The sequence below is a fragment of the Mongoliibacter sp. genome (genome assembly GCF_007692705.1).
GTDB lineage: Bacteria > Bacteroidota > Bacteroidia > Cytophagales > Cyclobacteriaceae > Mongoliibacter.
In genome coordinates, this window is the sequence record NZ_REBN01000277.1 from 1 (window position 1) to 20,954 (window position 20,954).

General features: G+C 37.9%; 16 protein-coding genes. 5 read left to right on the top strand and 11 right to left on the bottom strand.

Features of this window, described 5'->3' with window-relative positions; genetic code table 11:
• Positions 1 to 132: 132 nt before the first annotated feature.
• The 8 genes from lepB to EA341_RS18700 form a co-directional block, all read right to left on the bottom strand.
• Complete coding sequence (gene lepB, locus EA341_RS18665; protein WP_293016688.1) at positions 133 to 1,209, bottom strand: signal peptidase I; 1,077 nt, start codon at positions 1,207 to 1,209, stop codon at positions 133 to 135.
• A gap of 14 nt (positions 1,210 to 1,223) precedes the next feature.
• A complete protein-coding gene (dapB, locus tag EA341_RS18670; protein WP_293016689.1) occupies positions 1,224 to 1,946 on the bottom strand; it encodes a 4-hydroxy-tetrahydrodipicolinate reductase in 723 nt (240 codons plus the stop codon).
• On the bottom strand, positions 1,943 to 2,458 hold the full coding sequence (locus EA341_RS18675) for a DUF5683 domain-containing protein (protein ID WP_293016690.1): 516 nt from the start codon (positions 2,456 to 2,458) through the stop codon (positions 1,943 to 1,945). Before EA341_RS18675 ends, dapB begins: the two co-directional genes overlap by 4 nt.
• 108 nt (positions 2,459 to 2,566) lie before the next feature.
• Entirely contained in the window at positions 2,567 to 3,484 is a 918-nt protein-coding gene (locus EA341_RS18680) for a ParB/RepB/Spo0J family partition protein (protein WP_293016691.1), read from the bottom strand.
• Positions 3,485 to 3,489: 5 nt separating this feature from the next.
• Positions 3,490 to 4,275: an AAA family ATPase gene (locus EA341_RS18685; RefSeq protein WP_293016692.1), complete on the bottom strand. Its 786-nt coding sequence runs from the start codon at positions 4,273 to 4,275 to the stop codon at positions 3,490 to 3,492.
• An 8-nt stretch (positions 4,276 to 4,283) separates the two neighbouring features.
• Complete coding sequence (locus tag EA341_RS18690) at positions 4,284 to 4,967, bottom strand: metal-dependent hydrolase (RefSeq protein ID WP_293016693.1); 684 nt, start codon at positions 4,965 to 4,967, stop codon at positions 4,284 to 4,286.
• A 152-nt stretch (positions 4,968 to 5,119) separates the two neighbouring features.
• Positions 5,120 to 6,922 carry a membrane protein insertase YidC gene (yidC, locus tag EA341_RS18695; protein WP_293016694.1) on the bottom strand — a complete coding sequence of 601 codons (1,803 nt, stop codon included), beginning with the start codon at positions 6,920 to 6,922 and terminating at the stop codon, positions 5,120 to 5,122.
• Positions 6,923 to 7,033: 111 nt separating this feature from the next.
• Positions 7,034 to 8,653: a CTP synthase gene (locus EA341_RS18700; protein WP_293016695.1), complete on the bottom strand. Its 1,620-nt coding sequence runs from the start codon at positions 8,651 to 8,653 to the stop codon at positions 7,034 to 7,036.
• A gap of 363 nt (positions 8,654 to 9,016) precedes the next feature.
• Between EA341_RS18700 and EA341_RS18705 the strand changes: the two genes are divergently transcribed.
• From EA341_RS18705 to EA341_RS18715, 3 genes are read left to right on the top strand one after another with little or no spacing between them, the layout of a single operon-like run.
• The gene (locus EA341_RS18705; RefSeq protein ID WP_293016696.1) at positions 9,017 to 9,490 is read left to right on the top strand and encodes a hypothetical protein; all 474 of its coding nucleotides are present in this window, start codon (positions 9,017 to 9,019) and stop codon (positions 9,488 to 9,490) included.
• A complete protein-coding gene (locus EA341_RS18710) occupies positions 9,487 to 10,902 on the top strand; it encodes an HD domain-containing protein (RefSeq protein WP_293016697.1) in 1,416 nt (471 codons plus the stop codon). The genes EA341_RS18705 and EA341_RS18710 overlap by 4 nt, the downstream gene beginning before the upstream one ends.
• A 9-nt stretch (positions 10,903 to 10,911) precedes the next feature.
• Entirely contained in the window at positions 10,912 to 11,634 is a 723-nt protein-coding gene (locus tag EA341_RS18715) for a tetratricopeptide repeat protein (protein WP_293016698.1), read from the top strand.
• A 298-nt stretch (positions 11,635 to 11,932) separates the two neighbouring features.
• On the opposite strand, the gene EA341_RS18720 is transcribed toward EA341_RS18715, so the two are convergent.
• On the bottom strand, positions 11,933 to 12,382 hold the full coding sequence (locus EA341_RS18720) for a GNAT family N-acetyltransferase (RefSeq protein ID WP_293016699.1): 450 nt from the start codon (positions 12,380 to 12,382) through the stop codon (positions 11,933 to 11,935).
• 81 nt (positions 12,383 to 12,463) lie between these two features.
• The gene (locus EA341_RS18725) at positions 12,464 to 12,694 is read right to left on the bottom strand and encodes a hypothetical protein (RefSeq protein WP_293016700.1); all 231 of its coding nucleotides are present in this window, start codon (positions 12,692 to 12,694) and stop codon (positions 12,464 to 12,466) included.
• A gap of 381 nt (positions 12,695 to 13,075) precedes the next feature.
• On the opposite strand from EA341_RS18725, the gene EA341_RS18730 reads away from it, so the two are divergent.
• Positions 13,076 to 18,091: a translocation/assembly module TamB gene (locus EA341_RS18730; RefSeq protein WP_293016701.1), complete on the top strand. Its 5,016-nt coding sequence runs from the start codon at positions 13,076 to 13,078 to the stop codon at positions 18,089 to 18,091.
• A 56-nt stretch (positions 18,092 to 18,147) separates the two neighbouring features.
• Entirely contained in the window at positions 18,148 to 20,379 is a 2,232-nt protein-coding gene (locus tag EA341_RS18735) for a BamA/TamA family outer membrane protein (protein ID WP_367127870.1), read from the top strand.
• Positions 20,380 to 20,536: 157 nt separating this feature from the next.
• Here EA341_RS18735 and EA341_RS18740 read toward each other — a convergent pair whose 3' ends face one another.
• A complete protein-coding gene (locus EA341_RS18740; RefSeq protein WP_293016703.1) occupies positions 20,537 to 20,728 on the bottom strand; it encodes a CsbD family protein in 192 nt (63 codons plus the stop codon).
• Positions 20,729 to 20,954 lie beyond the last annotated feature (226 nt).

Here is a 20,954-nt window from a genome sequence, read left to right on the forward strand (position 1 = left end):
GAGTAGGGGATAGGGGATAGTGTAAATAGTGAAAAGTGAAATTAACTACTAACTATCCTTTCTTAGTTGTTTAAGTTTTATTTTGAAAAAATTCTCAAAAAAAGGTCAGCTGATTTGGCTGACCTTTTTAATTTAGTGGATTCCGTTAAAGAATCGGTTCCATCTTATTTTATTGAACATGGATTTATGCTTGTCTAGAGAAAGCCATAAGAACCAAGCCTTTCCAACAATGTGATCTTCCGGAACAAACCCCCAATACCTTGAATCCAGTGAGTCGTGCCTGTTGTCACCCATCATAAAATAGTAGTTCTGCTTGAAAGTATAATTTTCTACTTTTTGACCATCAATATAGAGTTCATTGTCTCTTACTTCCACATTGTCATGACCTTCATATTTTTCAATTGTGAAGGCATATTTGGCAATATTGTCTTTGTCCAAAGTAATGCTCCAGCCTTTTTCCGGGATTTCTAACGGTCCCATATGGTCCTTGTTCCATCCGAAATATGCGCCATCAGGAAATACCCTAGGATCCCCAAGATCAGATCTGTCCAATCTCATATTTACATTACCTATGGCAGGTGATTTTTTTAGTCTTTCAATCGTTTCTTCTGTGGCCATGACCATGTAACCTGCTCCGTTGGAAAAAGGAATATAACTGTCAGGGTTTACACCATAGTCAGCAAAGAAGTCTGAGCTTAGATTTCTATTTGTCATCACATCATAGGAAAACTGCATTTCTGCTGGGTTTTCACCCAATTCACCATTGATAAAGACCTGTGTTCCTTGGATTTCAATTACATCTCCAGGAATGGCAACAGCCCTTTTGATGTAATTTGTTTTGAGATCTACAGGAAACTCAAATTCCGCCGGGTAGTTGAAAACCACCACATCATTCCTTTTTACAGAAGTAAAACCAGGTAATCTCATGTAAGGAAGCTGAATCCAATCTAAATATGAATTGGCATCCGTTCCCCATATTTTCTGGTGTGTCAGGGGTAGTTGAAGTGGTGTTTTGGGAATTCTTGTGCCATAATGCATCTTACTCACAAAAAGAAAATCGCCTACTAGTAGGGATTTTTCCATAGATGCCGTTGGAATGGTAAATGGTTCTAATAAGAGCCACCTGATCAAGGAAGCAGCAATAACTGCAAATATGAGTGCGTCTACCCATTCTCTGGTAGCTGACTTTTTCTTTTTTTCTCCTGTCATTGTAGTTGAAAATTTTAGAAAGATAGGAAATCATCCATTGTTAAAACACCTTTTTTTTCTTTTATCCATTCAGATACCAAAACTGCACCAAGCGCAAAGCCTTTCCTGCTATGAGCAGTATGGGAAATTTCAATATCGTCGATTTCAGATTGATAGCGCACTATATGTGTACCGGGAGCAGGATCAATTCTCTTGGAAGTAATTGGCAAGGACTGTTCGCTTTCGGCACCATCATCGGACATTTTCCAGTTTTGTACCTTGGGAATATTGTCAATAATACCTTCTGCCAGTGTAATTGCCGTCCCACTTGGAGCATCTTTTTTTTCTGTGTGATGGATTTCCTCTAAAGAAACATTGTAATCGCCCTGTTCTTTCATAAGACTGGCCAGAAACTTATTTACTTTGAAGAAAATGTTGACTCCGACACTGAAGTTGGAAGCATAAAAGAACGCGGTCTTGTTTTCCTTGGTCAACCTTTCTATGTCGGGTTTCTTGTCCAGCCAACCGGTAGTACCCGAAACAACTGGAATTCCCTTCCTAATTGCCCAACTGATGTTTTCGAATGCAGCATTGGGTTGGCTGAATTCAATAGCAACATCAATAGATTTACAATCGAGACTTTCTAAGTCTTGTCTGTTTTCGATATTTATTTTTCCTGCGATATGATGGCCCCTGCTTTCGGCTATTTCACCGATAATCTTGCCCATTTTACCATATCCTAATAGTAGTATGTTCATTTAAAATTAATTTTCAATGATAATCCCATCATATTTGTTCCCGCCCAAAGATTTTCAAACACGGGCTCAAATCGGAAGGTGAGGTCCTCACTTACATCAAAAGAGGAAAGGTGAGCATCCACATGTGCGTCTACGATATTCAAGGCATAGATACCAATAAAGAGAAAATAATTCAAATCTCTATTTCTTCTCCAGAAATTCACCTGTCTCACGAGCCCATCTCTATTGAGATTAGGGAAATTATTTGGTTCTCCATCGTCCAACTGAAACAAGCCTTCTTTAAGTGCCAAATACCTCCGGTTATTGAAGTCTATAAAGAAAATATTGGTTGCAAATCCTCCATAAATCAAAGGAACCTTCCATGCCATTCCGTTGTAAACTTGACCAGCTCCTGGCAATATCGCTGAAAGAATGGTGGCTTTTTTAGGGTCTTTGACATTTGAACCTTTTAAATTAATCTCGGGTAATTCTCTGACATCTAATGAAAGCGTATCTATCTCTTGTGCTTGCAAATTTGTACTATTACAAATCGCAAAAATGAAAATAGCAATGATTCCTTTTGGAATCATTGCCAGTATTCTTTTACAGTGATTGATTTTTGGATTTGCCGTTTTCAAGGCTCAAATGATCTCCAGTATTTCAAGAATTCTGTTCAAATCCTCTGTAGATCTAAAAGGGATTTTGATTTCGCCTTTGTCTTTTCCATTGGACTTCAACTGTACTTTACTGCCAAAATGAGAAGATAGACTTTGCTGTATTTTCCCCATTTCATATTTTTTGACAGGATCCATGCCCTGCATTTTATCTGTAGTTTTTTCTTCAGGTCCTTCATTTAAAGCTTTAACCAAAGCTTCTACCTTTCTAACGCTCAGTTCTTCAGCTATAGTTCTATTATAAATAGCCAACTGACGGTCTATATCTTCCACATTGATAATAGCCCGGGCATGCCCCATGGAGATTCTATTGTCCCTTAATCCTGCTTGGATATCAGGTGGTAATTTCAATAACCTGAGGTAATTGTTGACCGTCGTTCTATTTTTACCTACTCTTTCTCCCAACTGCTCTTGTTTGAGGTCGCATTCTGCCAATAGTCTTTGGTAAGAATGAGCAATTTCCAGCGCATTTAGGTTTTCTCGCTGGATATTTTCGATAAGAGCCATTTCCAACATTTGTTGGTCGTTGGCAGTCCTTACATAGGCAGGTATTTTATTCAGTCCTGCGATTTTGGAGGCCTGAAACCTCCTTTCACCAGAGATAAGCTGAAATTCCTTATCTGCTAACTTTCTTACAGTAACAGGTTGAATAATGCCTTGAACAAGTATAGAATCCGCCAATTCTTGAAGAGATTCTTTATCGAAATGAGTTCTTGGCTGAAAAGGATTTACCTGGATTTCATCTAAGGAAATTTCATAAATGCCAGCAGAGGGGTGGGAGGGTACAAGTTCTTGTTTTTTGACCTTTTGAGGAGAATCTTCAAGTAATGCGCCCAGGCCTCTGCCCAATGCGGATTTTTTTGGTGTAGGTTTTTTATCAGCCATAAAATTTATGCGTCAGTTGTTTTTTTCATCCCGTTTTTGATGGCAATTTCGTGTGCAAGGTTGAGGTAAGCTACCGCTCCTTTGCCATCTGCATCAAAAGCGATGACCGGAAGACCGAAACTCGGGGATTCGCTGAGTCTCACATTTCTTGGGATGATGGTTTCAAAAACCAAGGTTTTGAAGTGCATTCTTACTTCAGATACTACCTGATTACTCAATCTCAATCTTACATCATACATCGTAAGCAAAATCCCTTCTATTTCTAAATCAGGATTCAACCTTGTTTGTATAATTTTTATCGTATTGAGTAATTTACCCAATCCTTCCAAAGCGAAATATTCACATTGGACTGGAATGATCACTGAGTTTGCAGCTGTAAGGGCATTGATGGTAATAAGACCTAGGGAGGGAGAACAATCAATGATGACGAAATCATAAAGATCTCTGACCTTTGCAATGACATTCTTCATTTTTTCTTCCCTGTTGTCAAGGTTGATCATTTCTACCTCTGCACCGACTAGGTCAATGTGTGATGGCACCAATTCCAAATGCTCTATTTCAGTTTTGAGAATAATGCTGCTAATGTCTATACCATCTACCATACATTCATAAATGCTGGTATCTATACCTTTTGGGTCGTGACCTAAACCAGAGGTGGTATTGGCCTGTGGATCAGCGTCAATGACAAGGGTCTTAAATTCGAGAACAGCCAAACTTGCTGCCAGATTCATGGCAGTGGTAGTCTTGCCGACGCCTCCCTTTTGATTTGCTATTGCAATAACTTTTCCCATTAGGTTCTTCAGATCTTTATAGATTCTCCAATATTAAGTAAAATCAATTCTTTTCCTGCTTTTGCAGCTGCTTTTTTTGCATCCTCAAGATTGATTTCGATGTAGGGAAATGTATCATAGTGCATACCTATGATTTTCTTGGTCCCTACAAAATCTGCTGCTTTTATGGCATCTTCAATACCCATTGTGAAATTATCCCCGATAGGCATAAATGCAAAATCCACTTTGAATTCCTCGGCTATTAATTTCATATCATAAGTCAGTGCAGTATCACCCGCATAGTAAAAGCAACCATCTTCATGTTGAATCACAAAACCTCCTGGGTTTCCCCCCGAGGATCCGTCCGGTAATGTACTGCTATGAATGGCATTCACATACTTTACACTTCCAAAATCAAATTTTTTGCTACCTCCATGGTTCATGGGGTGGTATTTTTCAACGCCTTTTTCAGCAAACCAAACCGCAACTTCGTAGTTGGCTACAAGCATTGCATCTGAAGATTTGGTTATGGCCTCTGCATCTGCAACATGGTCTTCATGGCCATGGCTGATAAGTACATAATCTGCTTTTAGAGATGAAACATCTATTTGAGAAGCTTTTTCATTTGGGCTGATAAAAGGGTCAAAAATGATGGATTTACCCCCCACTTTCACCAAAAAGGCAGAATGCCCATAGTAGGTAATTTCAATCATGGTGTGTCAGTTTATTGGTTTCTAAGGCTTACAAATATATAATTTATATTCTACCTGTAAACGAATTGTTTTCCACATCCGTATGTGGATACCTTTAAGCTATTGAAAATGAGGGTTTGAACAAAAAAAGAGACCCTTTCAGGTCTCTTTAATTATTTTTTCTTGTTCGCCTCAGCTGCCTTCATGGCATCTTCAAGCTTTTGTTGGAACTTTGATTTTTTCTTATTCGCATTTTTGACTTTACTTTCCTCCACCTTTTGGCGAATTTTTGCATCATCTACAAATAGTTTGATCAAAGCCTGCTGTCCAAAGGTAACCATATTGGAAACAAAGTAGTAGAAACTTAATGCCGCTGGAAAAGAATTGAGCACGAACATAAATATTACCGGCATGATATAGCCTATATTTTTCATTGGTCCTGTTTGTGCAGTCAGCTGATTATTGAAGTGTGTGTATGCAATTTGCGATACGGTCATCAATAAAGTAAATAAACTGACATGTGCGCCATAAAAAGGAATAGTGAAAGGCAAATAAAATATAGCGTCGTAGGTTGAAAGGTCATGGGCCCAAAGGAATGATTCTTGCCTCAATTCTATAGAGTTGGGGAAAAAGAAAAACATCGCAAAGAGGAAAGGCATCTGAAAGACCATCGGCAGACAGCCTGAAATCGGGCTGACACCAAGCTTTCCAAATAACTTCATCTGTTCCTGCTGCATTTTGGTAGGATCATCCGGATACTTGGCTTTCAATTCATCTATCTCAGGTTTGATTACTCGCATCTTGGCCATTCCTATATATGATTTGTAGGTCAAAGGGAACAAGGCAATTTTGATAATCAATACTATCAGGATGATGATGATACCATAGTTGGTAAAATATCTCTCCAAAAACTGGAACAGGTTTACTATTATGTATTTATTGACCCAACTCACAAAAACATAACCCATGTATACATTTTCTTCAAAGCCGGGAGTGACTTTTTTGAGTACATTATAGTTGTTTGGTCCGAAATAGTAGCTGAGGTCTGCACGGCTGTTTTCAAGCGGAAGGCTCATGATAGCCTTCATATTTTTGACAGATAGGGTATCTTTTGGAGTCTCTTGCTCAAACTCACCTGAATTGAACTGGTTTTCAGCAATAATTCCTGAGGTGAAGAACCTTTGGCTAAAACTCATCCATTTTAAAGGCTCAGATATTTGATCATCATCAGAATCAGAAGTCAGACTCAAGTCATTGTGTTTACCTGATATTTTGTACCAATTGATATTGGTTTTCCTCCTGGACTCTTCTAAATCCTGCTCTTGCCTTAGTAGTCTGTCATTCCATACAATTTTTACGTCAGTGCTACTTAGGTTTCCGCTAAGCCCCGAAAACTCAAGTGATTTCCCCAATAAATAGCTGTCTTCTGGTAGTGTGTAGGTTCTTACGACCTGCCCGCTTCCACTTTGAGCTATGAAAGTAATTACCTGAGCATTTACACCATCTAGATCAATGGATGAAATTGTTGGATTGAAATAGAATTGGTTTAGACTTAATTCTCCTTTATCTGTTTGGATGAAATAATCTAAATCAGAACTATTTTCATCTAATAGTAAAAGAGGTCTTTGGTCCCAAGTTTTAAATTCTTTTAACTCGACTTCCTTGATTTCTGCACCCTTTGTCGAAAAGGTGACAATCATTTTGTCATTTTCAATTTTGACCAAATCTTCCTGACCTTTGGTCATGGCAGCAAATACACCAAATTGCCTTTGGGCATTGACATCCTGAATACTGTCAGGTTCATCCAATGGTAAGTCCAGTACTTCCTGATTTTCTGACTTTTGCTCAGCGATTGCTGTCTGCGCAGCTTCAGCATTTTCTTCTGGTAGAGGCTCTGGTGCACTCGCAAAGAAAAACGAATATATCAGCAATACTGCGGCGAATAGGATTAGCCCTGTCGCTTGGTTTCTATCCATAAAACTAACTTTATACTCTTTTTTTGAAATGCAAAAGTAACCCAAAATCTGTAGTTTTCATGAAACTGAATGAATTTGGGTTACTTTGAAGGTAAAATAGAGTCTTAATAATTACTTAATTTTCTTGTTATCTATAGTGGCTGTAATGAACTTCACAAATAGAGGATGTGGGTTTAAAACAGTGCTCTTGTATTCTGGATGGAATTGTGCACCTACAAACCATGGATGGTTTTTGATTTCCACAATTTCAACCAATTTTGTTTCAGGATTGATTCCTGCTGCTATCATTCCTGCCTCCTCTATTTCGCTCAGATATTGATTGTTGAACTCGTATCTGTGTCTATGCCTTTCCTGAATTTTCAGTTTTCCATATGCGATAGCAGACTTACTTCCCCTTTTCAATTCGCAAGGATACGAACCTAACCTCATGGTTCCACCCATTTGTTCAAGATTTTTTTGTTCTTCCATCAGTGCGATAAACGGAAAAGGAGTTTCCGGATCCATTTCCGTGCTGTTAGCTTTTTCGTGCCCCAATACATTCCGGGCAAATTCAATTACGGCTACCTGCATTCCGAGGCAAATCCCAAAGAAGGGTATATTGTTTTCTCTGGCATATTTAACTGTTTCAATTTTCCCTTCAAGACCTCTTTCTCCAAACCCAGGAGCAACCACAATACCATCCAGCTCTTCAAGCTTTTTGGCCACGGTTTCCGGGTGCAACTCTTCTGAAGAAATTAACTTTAGGTGAACTTTACATTCGCTTGCCGCACCTGCATGAATAAAAGCCTCAATAATGGACTTATAAGCATCTGGTAGGGAAACGTATTTACCTACCAAGCCAATAGTGACTTCCTGGGTTGGATTTTTTAACCTTCCAAGAAAATCCTTCCATTGTTCCAGATCTGTATTGCTTTTGGATGAAAGTTTGAGTTTGGCCATAACCCTTTCATCCAATTTTTCTTTTTTCATTAACAATGGCACATCATAGATGGTTTCGGCATCCATGGCTTCTATAACGCAGTTGAGCTGAACATTGCAGAATAAGGCAAGCTTCTTTTTTACTTCTTGGGGCAGGTGGTATTCAGTTCGGCAAACTAATATATCAGGCTGTATACCAGCTTCTAATAGTTGCTTTACAGAGTGCTGTGTTGGCTTGGTTTTTAGCTCTTTGGCAGCAGCCAGATAAGGTATTAAAGTCAGGTGAATAACAAGGGAGTTGTTGGAACCTATGTCCCATTTTGCTTGGCGGACTGCCTCAATAAAGGGTAATGATTCAATATCACCCACGCAGCCACCAATTTCAGTAATTACAACGTCATATTTACCATCTTCTCCAAGTTTGAAAAAATTTCTCTTAATCTCATCTGTAATATGAGGTATTACCTGAACAGTCTTTCCAAGGTATTCACCTTTTCTTTCTTTGGTAATAACATTGTTGTATATCCTACCTGTAGTAACATTATTGTCCTGGGAGGTGGATGAGTTAAGAAATCTCTCATAATGCCCAAGATCAAGGTCTGTCTCAGCACCATCTTCAGTGACGTAACATTCTCCGTGTTCGTAAGGGTTTAGGGTTCCTGGATCTATGTTCAGGTAGGGATCAAACTTTTGGATAGTGACACTGAACCCTCTGGATTGGAGCAACTTTGCCAATGAGGCAGCAATTATTCCTTTTCCTAGAGAGGAGGTCACTCCTCCGGTTATAAAGATGTATTTTGTGGATGAGGCCATAAGAATGGTGCGGGCTTTTACTTTTAAATTGTTTGAATTCTTATGGGATCCAAAGGTAGGAGAAATATTTGAATCGCTTGCCGTAAAGCTGTATGAAATTTTGAGTATGGCCATTAAACTGGTATGGATGAGACCGATATTTGTTTGCTTTTTATTTCCTAGCCCATATCATTTTTGCAATTTGGTGCGATACTCATTGCCATTAAAAAAATAAAACCCAGATCATTTTTCCCTGATAATTAAGTGTAAGCTGTAAAGCTTTGGGATTTTTCAGCGGGGTTTCAAATTAGCAAAAACCATCTTTTCTGCTAAAAATTACCGTCCTCTCAATTATCCGCAGTATTTTTGCGGAAAAAATAAAGCGTGGAAATCAAAGATATCATCAATATACTGAAGGAACAAGGCAGGCTAAAAGTCAAAGAAGGTCATGGTAAAGTGCTTGAATTCGTAAGCTTGGAAAGGTGGAATAAGGATAAAGATGATCAGGAGGGTATTTTTTTGATCTTTGATGTATTTCAATTGAGAAGTATTTCAGAACAGTTTGCTGATGTATCTCTTGATATCATAGAATTCGCAACCAAGCCTACAGTGTATCATACCATCAAGGGGCGTTTTCTTCATAATGGTCCCGTCCAAGAGGGTAAGATTAAATTTTCTTTGATCAAAAAGGATTTCTGGAATAAACTTTTGTTTAGCTATGGACAGGTTTTGATCTTGAATTATTTGGAGGATCAAGATGTGGATTTTGAGACTAAAGACTTTTTCCCTCTCTTGAGTGCGGGAACGAAAGAAATGTTTTTGAGCCCTGATGGGGATATCAAAATATTAAAAGGATGAATTTTAAAAAAGAACTGGATAAACTTGGGATTTTTGAAAGGGTAGGAAGTGTCGCGGATGAATTAGGGCTCGAGACCTTTGTAGTAGGAGGTTATGTCAGGGATTTGATCTTAAAAAGGCCTTCAAAGGATATAGATTTTGTCTGTGTTGGCAGTGGAATTACGTTAGCCCAAAAGGTAGCCGACAGTTTTGATCAGCATGTTCCATTGAATGTTTTTAAAAATTTCGGAACAGCCAATATCAGGCTTGACGATTGGGATATAGAATTTGTAGGAGCCAGAAAGGAGTCCTACAGGCACGACTCAAGAAAGCCCATTGTCGAAGACGGAACATTGCAGGAAGATCAGATTAGAAGGGATTTCACTATTAATGCAATGGCGATTTCTGTCAATTCCGAAAGTTTCGGGGAGCTTATTGATCCCTTTGACGGGATTAAGGATATCAAGCGTAAAATTATCAGAACACCTACTGATCCAATATTGACTTTTTCAGATGATCCTCTAAGAATGATGCGGGCAATCAGATTTGCAAGTCAGCTTAATTTTGATATCCATGCCGATACATTTGATTCCATCATTCACAATGCTCACCGATTACAGATTGTTTCAGCTGAGCGGATCATAGATGAATTGAATAAAATTATAATGGTCGATAAGCCGTCATACGGTTTTAAATTACTTTTTGTAAGTAACTTACTTCATCAATTTTTTCCCGAAATGGTGGAATTGCAAGGTGTGGATTCTGTAGGGGACAAGTCCCACAAAGATAATTTTTATCACACATTACAGGTGCTGGATAATATTTGTCAAAATACAGATAAGCTATGGTTGCGTTGGGCAGCGATTATGCATGATATTGGGAAGCCACCAACCAAACGATTTAACAATAAAGTGGGATGGACATTTCATGGGCACGAAGACAAAGGAGCCAGGATGTTGCCTGGTATTTTCAGGCGTTTGAAATTACCTATGGATGAGCGCATGAAATATGTGCAAAAATTGGTCAGGCTGCACCTAAGACCAATTTCTTTGGTTTCGGATAAGGTCACTGATTCTGCAATCAGACGTCTTCTATTTGATGCCGGAGATGATGTGGATGATTTGATGACCTTGTGTAGGGCTGATATTACTTCAAAAAACAACAATAAAGTGCAGCGCTTTCTAGCTAATTTTGATAAAGTTGAACAGAAGATAATTGAGGTTGAAGAAAAGGACCAGGTGAGAAATTTTCAGCCTCCTGTCACAGGTGAAGAAATTATGGCGATTTTTGAGCTTCAGCCCTCGAAAATTGTCGGAGAATTAAAAGAAGAAATCAAAGAAGCAATATTAGAAGGACAAATTCAGAACAATAAAGATGAAGCTTTGGACTTATTGTATAAATTAGCCGACCGAAAAGGATTACAAAAGAAATAATAACTACCCATGAAGAATAAGATTACCTTAATATTTGGCCTGTTTATGTGTATGGCCATGACAGCGATCGCACAGGATGCCGAAGTACAGGCACCATCTCAAGACAGTGAAGCGGTTCGTAAAAGAAATGAAACTGATCAAAGAATTTACCAAGCAGCGATGCGCTACAACGATTTTTCTGTTGCAAGGATGAAACTTTTTGAATTGATGGAGAGAAATCCTACAAACACGAGGTACCCGGAGCTTTTGGCAACCCTGTATTTTGATGCAGGACAGTATACCTCTGCAGCAGTTTCTGCTATTGATCTGCTAGAAATGAACGATAAAAGTGTCACAGGGCTTGAGATTGCTGCATATTCACTGGAACAATTGGGAGCGATGGATAGGGCTTTGCCAAATTTTGAGAGGCACTATCTATTGACAGGAAACCTGTTCTCTCTTTACAAAACAGCTTACATGCAATATACGCTTGATAAATCTGAAGAGGCTTTGAATTCAGTGAATATGCTGATCAAAAACAATAAGGCTTCCAGCGAAAAAGTAGGATTCCCGACTACCGATAACGACACTCAGGAAGTAAATCTGAAAGCTGCAGGTCTGAATCTAAAAGCTATGATATATATTGCCATGCAAAATAAAGAAGAAGCTTTAGAAGCAATCAACCAAGCACTTGAAGTGCAACCGGATTTTGAATTGGCAAAAGAAACCAAAGCTGAAATCAGTAATATGTAATAATTTTCAGAAATAGATTTAAGAAGCCCAAGCAATAAAGTTTGCTTGGGCTTTTTTATGCCTTATACCTTACCTTATTTTTTTCTTAAAGTTTGATACCTATTCTGGTATTGGAATGCCTAAAGTTAAGGGCTAGACATGTCCTTAGTAGGTAGATTTTATGCTATGGGAGCAGTTCTGTCTTTTTTAAAATAGTCCTACAATGAGAAATTGGTGAAGTTTCATCCATTTAAGAGAGCACTTCAAAGTAATCTGAAAAAGGAATAAAATGAGGATAGGTGTTCATTGGATGAACACATTAGGGTTGGAGGAAAAACCTCATTTTTTGTTTCCCAGTACTTCCTAATCCCACATAAAATTTGATGGCTCTGGCATTGAATTCAGGAGTTTGCCATTGTATGTTTTGACAATTATTTTTTCTTGCCTCTTCTCTGATTCGTTCCATGATATCTGCACCAATGCCTTTTCCCCTACAGTTTTCATTGAGATAAAGACAATCCATGTAGAGAAATGGGGCGGCATCCCAAGTGGAAAAATCAAAAGTATAGGTAGTAAAACCTTCTGCTTTGCCGTCAATTTCTACAATCCAGCAATTGAGCTGTTTCACTTTTCCGAAAATAGCACCCCTTAAACCTTCGAGCTTGCCTTCTTTGCTGTATTCATTTTTTTCATATTCAGCATGGGCAGCACATAATTCGATAAGCTCTGGTAAATCCTTTTCTTCGCAAGGTCTGATAATATAGTTCATGATTGATCTTGGTGTTGGGTTGTTGGTTAGATGATTTGACATCAAAAATAATTCAATACCCTAAAATAAGGCTTTATACTATTATGCAAAGGTATAATTTGGGAAAATAAAAAAATAAAGCATTATAGCAGTAACAAATACGGACAATAAAAAGCTGATCAACAAGACTCTTTTAACACTTAAAACTTCCTTATCTTCTCCTTTAATGCTGGAAACCTGCTTGGTCGCCCCTGGGATAAACCCTTGAATCAGCCCCAAAACTGCCAGAAAGTAAACTGTCAATAAAATCAAAAGGCTTGTAAAAATTTCCATGAGGTCTTGGTTGCCTTACAAATGTAACTTTGTAGTGGAATTATAAAAGTTAAAATAAATATTTTACCTCTTGATTAGAGAAACTTAACTGTTTATTAATGTTGATTTGATAAAAACTTCAAAAGAATAAATGACAGCCTTTAGAAAAAGTCTAATTTAGATCAACTAAATGCAGTAATTTTGAGTTGATACATAAATCAATGTATTGCTTTAGTCAATTATAGCCTGCTTTTTGAGTATAAGCTTTCAGAATACCTGGATGATTATCAGCCGATTGAATACTTAATTGAATCAGCTTAATGAAAGGTATATATTTGTGATTGAATAGGGTTTTAAATTTCACTAATTATCAGACTATACATCCTTAAATTTTTAAAAATATTGGGTATCACCTTGACGGTTCTATTTGTCTTGGTGATTGCTTTGATTTTATTTATCAGGAGTCCTTGGGGTCAGGATATAATAGTAAATAAAGCGACTTCCTACGTGAGTGGTAAGACCTCTACCAAAGTTTCCATAGACAGACTTTTTGTGACTTTTTCGGGAAATTTATTTCTGGAGGGTTTATTTCTGGAAGATTTAAACGGAGATACGCTTATTTATTCCAAAAACATAGAGACTGGAGTGGCTATAAGACCATTGATCAGTAGTGGAGATATCAAAATCTCTACTTTGCAATGGGAAGGGTTAAGAGCAAATATTAATAGGGATGCTGATAAAGGTACTTTTAACTTTGATTTTTTGATCGATGCTTTTACTGAAGAAGAAGATGATGATGATGTCACTGATAAAAGTCCGAATGACGTAGACAATGCAGGAGAGGGGTCAAAATTTCCCAGACTCACCGTTGGTCCTATTAATTTTAAGGATTTCAGAATCAGGTATTATGATGGGGAATTAGGAGTTGACCTTAGCGCAGACTGGGATGAAATTCGGGTGAGATTAGATGAAATTGACCTGAACAAAATGAATTTCGGAATAGATGAATTTTCCATTATCGGCTCCAAAATTGACTACAGGCAATTTAAAGCTTTTCCTGAGCCTGAAGAATCAACAGACTCCGATTTACCACTGCCACTTTTGGTTCTTGAGAGATTTAATATCAAGCAGGCAAACTGGAAATTTCATTCCATTCCGGATGGCATAGAGGCTAATTTGGATATAGGAGACTTTTGGGTAGAATTGCCAGAGGCTGATCTTGAACAACAAAAGATTTTGCTGAAATCATTTGGGCTCCATGATTCTGATATTAACATCAAAATGGTCTCTGGTACTGAATCGCCTTCAAGCTCCGAGCAATCAGTTTCAGATAGCATTCCTTTTGAATGGCCCGATTGGTTTATAGAATTGTCTGATTTTGATTTTAAAAATAACAACTTCAGCTACCAATCTGATAATGCTAGGTTGGTTAGGGGAGAGTTCAATCCGGACTTTATCAAATTTGAAGGGCTTAATCTACAGGCACATGGAATTTTCCTAAAAGATAAAAAAACGGGTTTGAATTTGGATGAGTTTTCATTTAGAGACCACAGTGGTTTGGACTTGAAAAGACTCAGCTTTGAATTAAAAGTCGATGACGAAAAAATTATTTTAGACAACCTGAGATTTAGTGCTAATTCCACCAATTTAGAGGCTGGAATGCGGTTGGATTATACCTCCATAGACCAATTGATAAACAATCCTGATAGAAGCTCATTTGAGCTTAACCTTAAGTCCTTTCAGACTGATGCTTCAATTGCTTTGTTTTTTGTTCCTGAATTGGGGCAAGAAAATTACTTTAAAGAAATTAGAAAAAAAGGGATTTCAGCTAGTGGCCACTTAAGGGGGGATATGCAGGACCTAGAAATCCCCAACTTTAAAGCAAGTTACGGCAAGCATACTTCTTTTTTATTGAATAATTTGACCCTTACGAATTATACAGATGTTGAACAGTTGTATGTTGACCTTTATAAATTTGAGTTTCAATCAAAGGAACGGGAACTAGTTGCATTATTGGCGGAATTTGACATTGATTTTGATATTCCCCAAAATATTTCTCTTACCGCCAATGCTAAAGGAAGTATCCACCAACTCCATGCAGATGCTTCACTTAAATCGAGTGACGGAAATGCATTTTTTAAGGCCGATTTTGAAGATAAAACCAATATTCAATTAAAGACCTCAGTGGAGTTACAGGAACTTGATTTGGGTAAAATACTCCAAATCCCGGAGTTAAAGCCCATAAGTCTTAAAATGACAGCTGAAGGGGAAGGTTCCAACCTATATGATTTTCAAGGTTTTCTTGATACAGAAATTTCACAGCTTCAATGGGCTGATTATGATCTTTCTGCTTTGGTGTTTAAGGTAGAGGCTAAGGATACGGTTGCAGACCTTCTCCTTTCCATTGATAAGGAAATCATTGATGTTCAGTTTGAAGCAAGAGCAAGATTGGATACAATCAATCCCGAGTTGACATTCATGTTGGATCTCAAAAACTTAGAGACACAGGCCATGAGGCTTACTGCCCAGGATATCAATGCGAGGATGAAACTAGGGGGAAAGATTTCAGGAAGCATGGATGATCTTAGAGCCGAAATCAAGCTTGAGGATGCCTTTATGTATTATGATAGACAAGCATATCCAATAGGGCATATTGATTTGGAAGCAAGACTTTCTGACAGTTTGACTACATTAAAGTTGGATTCAGATTTCTTAAAAGGAGAAGCAGAAGCCAATAGCTCGGCCCAGGTATTGGGAAATGCCATGCAATCTTATTTTTCTGAATTGGTTACTGGAGAGGCTGACAGCTTACAGAATAAGTCCGTTAAAGCCAAGGCAGAATTTCAGTTTAAGCCTACACCTTTTATTGATCAGCTTTTGGTTGCTGGAATTGAGGAGTTGGATACAGTAAGTTTCACTTTTAATTTTGATGCAGCATTAGCCTCACTTCAGACGCAAATATACTTGCCAAACTTAGAATACACTGATGCAAAGATTAGATCCTTTGAGCTAGACCTTGATGGTGATTCTAATAGCCTCAGCCTATCTGCCGGTTTTAAGGAATTGTTATATGGCCCTATCGATATGGGTGAAACAAGGGTTATCGGTACTTTTAAGGAGAATGATATCAAATTTGCATTTTTATCTCTTTTAGATGATGATCCAATTATCGATCTGAAGTCAGTATTAAAATTAAGTGGTGATACTTTGGTTTACCACATTGATCCGGAAGGTCTGATATTCAATTCAAGGGCTTGGCAGATTCCTGAATCAAATGCTGTTTATTATGCTGAAAATCACCTCAGGTTTGAAGACTTTGTTTTTTCAAGAAATAATCAGGAGTTAAAGCTGAGTAATGAAATCCTAAGTACAGATGAGGAGCATGTCGGTGTTCAGTTCAAAGATTTTAACTTAAGTACATTTACCAGTTTTCTTAACCAGGAAAATCCCATTGTGAAGGGTACAGCCAATGGAGAGTTTACAGCGGTTAATCTTTGGGAGGCTGTTGGAGTATTGGCAGATTTTAAGGTAAGTAACCTTGAGGTTTTGGAAATTCCGCTAGGAGTACTCAGTATTGATGCAGAAGCAAGAACTTTGAAGGAATATGATTTTAAATTGGCATTGAAAGAGGGGATGTTGGATTTAGATTTGGATGGTGTCATTGAAGCAAGTGCAGAAAGCTCTCGTTTGGATCTGGAATTAAGGCTGAATGAATTCCAGATGGCTATGATTGAAAAACTGGCTGGAGATGAACTTAGGAATACCCAAGGGTTTTTAAGTGGAAAAGTAAATGTTACGGGGAGTATGCAAGACCCTGTTTATGATGGGGTATTGGATTTTAACGATGTATCTTTAGTAGTAAGTCAGCTCAATAACAAATTTTCTGTGACAGATGATAAAATCAGAGTTGATAACCTTGGTTTGTATTTTGAAGATTTTGATATAAGAGATGAGTCAGGACAGGAATTTAATATTGATGGAAAAATAGATACAGAAGATTTTTCTGAAATAGGTCTGGATCTTAAAATACGTTCTGAAAATTTCCAAGTTTTGAATTCTACTCGTAGTGACAACGACCTATTCTTTGGAAGAGCAAATATCAGTTTGGATATGGATGTCAAAGGTACAACTGAACTACCAAAACTTGATGTACAGTTGAAAATCAATAATGGCACTAATTTTACTTTTATAATTCCTGAAAGCCAGTTAGACGTAGTGGAACGTACCGGTGTTGTGATTTTTGTTAACCATGCAGATCCATATGATCTCCTAAACAAGCGGGAAACTGAGATCAGTACAAGGGGATTAGTTGGTTATGATGTCAAAGCAAATTTGCAAATAGATCCACAGGCTATTTTCAATGTAATTGTTGATGAAAGGACAGGTGACAACCTCAGACTGCAAGGTGAAGCTGACCTCAACATGTTGATGAATCCAAATGGTGACATCTCACTTTCAGGCAGATATGAAGTTAAAAGCGGACATTATGAACTCAACCTTTACAATCTGGTCAATCGTAGGTTTGAGTTGGCTGAAGGCAGTTCCGTGATATGGAATGGTGATCCATTAGACGCTAATCTGAATCTCAGGGCTATATACAATGTAAGGACCTCAGCTGCAGAGCTCATGCAGGCACAGCTCAGTGGCTCTGGAGCAGACACTAGAAGTCAGTTTAGGCAAGTACTTCGTTTTCAAGTTTATTTGAATATTGGTGGCGAGCTATTACAACCTCAAATCAGTTTTGATTTGGATATCCAAGAGCAGGACCGCGGAGCTTTTGGCGGAGCAGTATATAGTAAGATTCAGCAAATTAATGAAGAGGAAGATGAGGTTACCAAACAGGTATTTGCGCTTCTTGTGCTAAATCAGTTTTTTCCAACAATGGGAAATGACGGTTCATCTGGAGGGTCGGTCAATATAGCCAGGTCAAGTGTTTCTCAGGTGCTTTCCTCTCAACTTAATGCCTTATCTGATCGCCTATTTGGCGAGTCAGGATTTAGTCTGGATATGGATTTGGATTCGTTTACGGATTATGAGAATGGAGGAGCAGAAGACCGTACACAACTTAATTTAGCAGCGCGGCAAAGACTGATGGATGATCGCCTGATTATATCAGTAGGTGGTCAGATGGACGTCGAAGGGGGGGCTCGTGAAAGGGCTGGGCAAGGTGATGCACTTTTTGGAGATGTAAGTTTGGAATATCTGTTGGATGAGAAAGGTCGGTGGAGAGCAAAAGCTTACCGTCGAAATCAGTTTGAATCTGTGATTGACGGACAACTTATAGTAACCGGAATTTCTTTTATTTTCAATAGAGAATTCAATGCATTGAAGGATTTGTGGAGACAAAGAGAGGTAGATGAAGCTATAGAAGAAGAAGACTTGGAACTGATAGATGATTTAGACGAAATAGAATATTAATGAGTGAAAGGTTTTACATATTTCTTTGCATGATTTTTCTGCTGAGCTCTTGCGGGGTGAAGAAATTTATTCCTGAGGGTGAGAAATTATACATTGGGGCCGAATTGGACCTATCAGCTGAACTTCCCAAAAGAGAAGTAAATGAATTGGAGGATGAATTGGAAGGCTTACTAAGGCCTCAGCCAAACAGTAAAGTTCTTGGTCAGCGCTTTGGCCTTTGGGCACATTATAAAGGGAGTAAAGAAAAGCCTGGTTTTATCAATAAGTTTCTTAAAAATAGATTTGGTGAGAGTCCAGTCTACTTATCCGATGTGCAGCCTGAAAGAACCATGGATATACTTGGAAATAGGATGGAAAACAAAGGTTATTTTTTCTATAAGACGGATTATAAAGTAGATGACAAGGAGAAATTTGCTTCCATTAAATATGAAATTGATTTTTCCGAAGGCTATAAATTGAAAACTTATAAGCTTTTGGGAGATACTTTGGGTATCATGGAAGAAATTAAAAGAGATTTGGACAAAACTGAGTTGAAAGAGGGGACACGTTTTGATTTGGATAAATTGAAATCTGAAAGAGAGCGGATTGATAGGGCATTGAAGTTAAAGGGGTATTATAACTTTAATGCGGATTTATTGATTTTTGAATCCGACACCAACCAATATGAAAATAGAGGCTATGACCTTTACCTTAGACTTAAAAATGAAGCGCCTGAAAAATCACTGCATCCTTATACCATTCAACAAATAAGGGTATATCCAAATTTCACTGTAACTTCTGAAACGGAGGATCAGGACACTACCAGGGTAGGAGGGATCAAGGTGATCCAAGATGATATAGTTTTCCGTCCAGACCTTCTTGAGAATTATATACTTTTTGAACCAGGGCAAAAATTCAACCCTCAAACCTCAAGATTGACTTCCAATAGGCTCTCCAGTATTGGGAATTTCAGATATGTCAATATTACGTTTCAAGAGAGCGAGGAAATGTTAAATGATGGAACTTACCCACTTGATGCCAGGATTTTACTATCACCTTTAGATAAAAGAGGTTTAAGGGCAGAAATACAGGGGGTTACAAAGTCTAATAGTTTTGTGGGACCTGCTCTGATTTTGAATTACCAGAATAGAAACCTTTTTCGTGGAGGAGAGACTTTTAACCTAACTGGTAAAGTAGGTTACGAGCAACAGATTGCCTCAGGAAGCAGGGAAGCACTTAGGTCGATTGAACTAGGACTAACAGGTTCATTGATTTTTCCAAGAGTTTTGTTTCCAGTTCCAATTATGAACAGGTTCAATTACTCAATTCCTAAAACCAAGATTTCTTTGGGATATGAATATCAAAATAGAACTGATCTTTATCAGCTTAATTCTTATAAAGCTACATTTGGATATTTATGGAACGTCAACAGGTATCAGTACCATGAATTTAATCCAATCAGCTTGAGCATTGTGGATTTGGCCAATACTACCCCCGTATTTGAGGAAATCCTTAATTCTAACCCATTTTTAAGAAGAAGCTTTGAACAGCAATTTATTTCGGGAATGAATTATACCTGGAATTACAATCAGCTGGTGGATTCTGAGCGTAAAAATCCGATTATGATTACCTCTACCATAGATTTAGCAGGAAATTTATTTAAAGGTTTAAACAGATTGGTAGGTTCTGAAAATCCCGATTTCATTTTTGGATTGGATTATGCCCAATATATCAAAGGAGAGGTAGACTTTGTATATTACCATAGATTTACAGATGAACATAATTTGGTGACCAGGTTCTTTGGTGGTTTAGGTGTTCCTTTAGGGAATTCTTCTTCTTTACCATTCGTGAAGCAATTTTTTGCCGGTGGACCAAGAAGTGTCAGGTCTTTCAGGATAAGGTCTTTGGGCCCTGGTGTTTTTGTGCCTCAAAGTATAGGTACTGGAGGTTTCTTTGATCAGGCGGGAGACATAAGATTAGAAGGAAATATGGAATACAGGTTTCCTTTCAATAAGTATCTGAAGGGAGCTTTTTTTGTCGATGCCGGAAACGTATGGCTTTATAATGAAAATGAGGCACTCCCAGGAGGTAGGTTCAGTAGTGACTGGGCGGAAGAGCTTGGAGTAGGTGCTGGATTTGGATTGAGAATAGATATCCAGCTTTTTGTACTAAGGCTTGATTTGGCCATACCGGTTCGTAAGCCTTGGCTGGAACCTCAAGAAAGATGGCAACAAAGTCTTGAGTTTAGAAGTGGGGAGTGGAGGAGAGAAAATATGGTTCTTAATTTTGCTATAGGATACCCGTTTTAGAATAGTTTAAAGATTGCTGACAAGTTTGCTTTAAGGAGCTCAGCTTAGGTAAAATCAAAATTTGGAAAGATTAAAAAATCTAACCGACATCAACATCATTTAAAACATAAAAAAACCCGGCTTGAAAAAGCAGGGTTTTTTTAAATGCAAAAGTTGATTATAAACTATCTATAAAGCCTTTAATTTCTTCTTTAGACTTTCCAGTTTTCTTTTGAATCTTACCAAGAAGCTCATCTTCTTGACCTTCAGCATAAGTCAACTCATCTTCTGAAAGCTCACCATACTTCTGCTTTAATTTACCTTTAATCTCGTTCCAGTTTCCTTTTATTTTGTCTTGAAAAGCACTCATAGTCTATAAAGTTTTAGTTAAGAATATAATTCAATACTTATTATTCATAAACCATGCCCCTAGTAATTTTACCATAGAAATCAACTTTAGGGCCTGTAAATGAGCTGAGTTGACATAATTCGCCAATTTTTCTTTTGACAATCCTTAATTCAAGTGTGGAATTAATACCATGTTTTGGGGAATGTAATTCAGTATGAACAGAACTGATTAAAATTTTTTGGTAGGA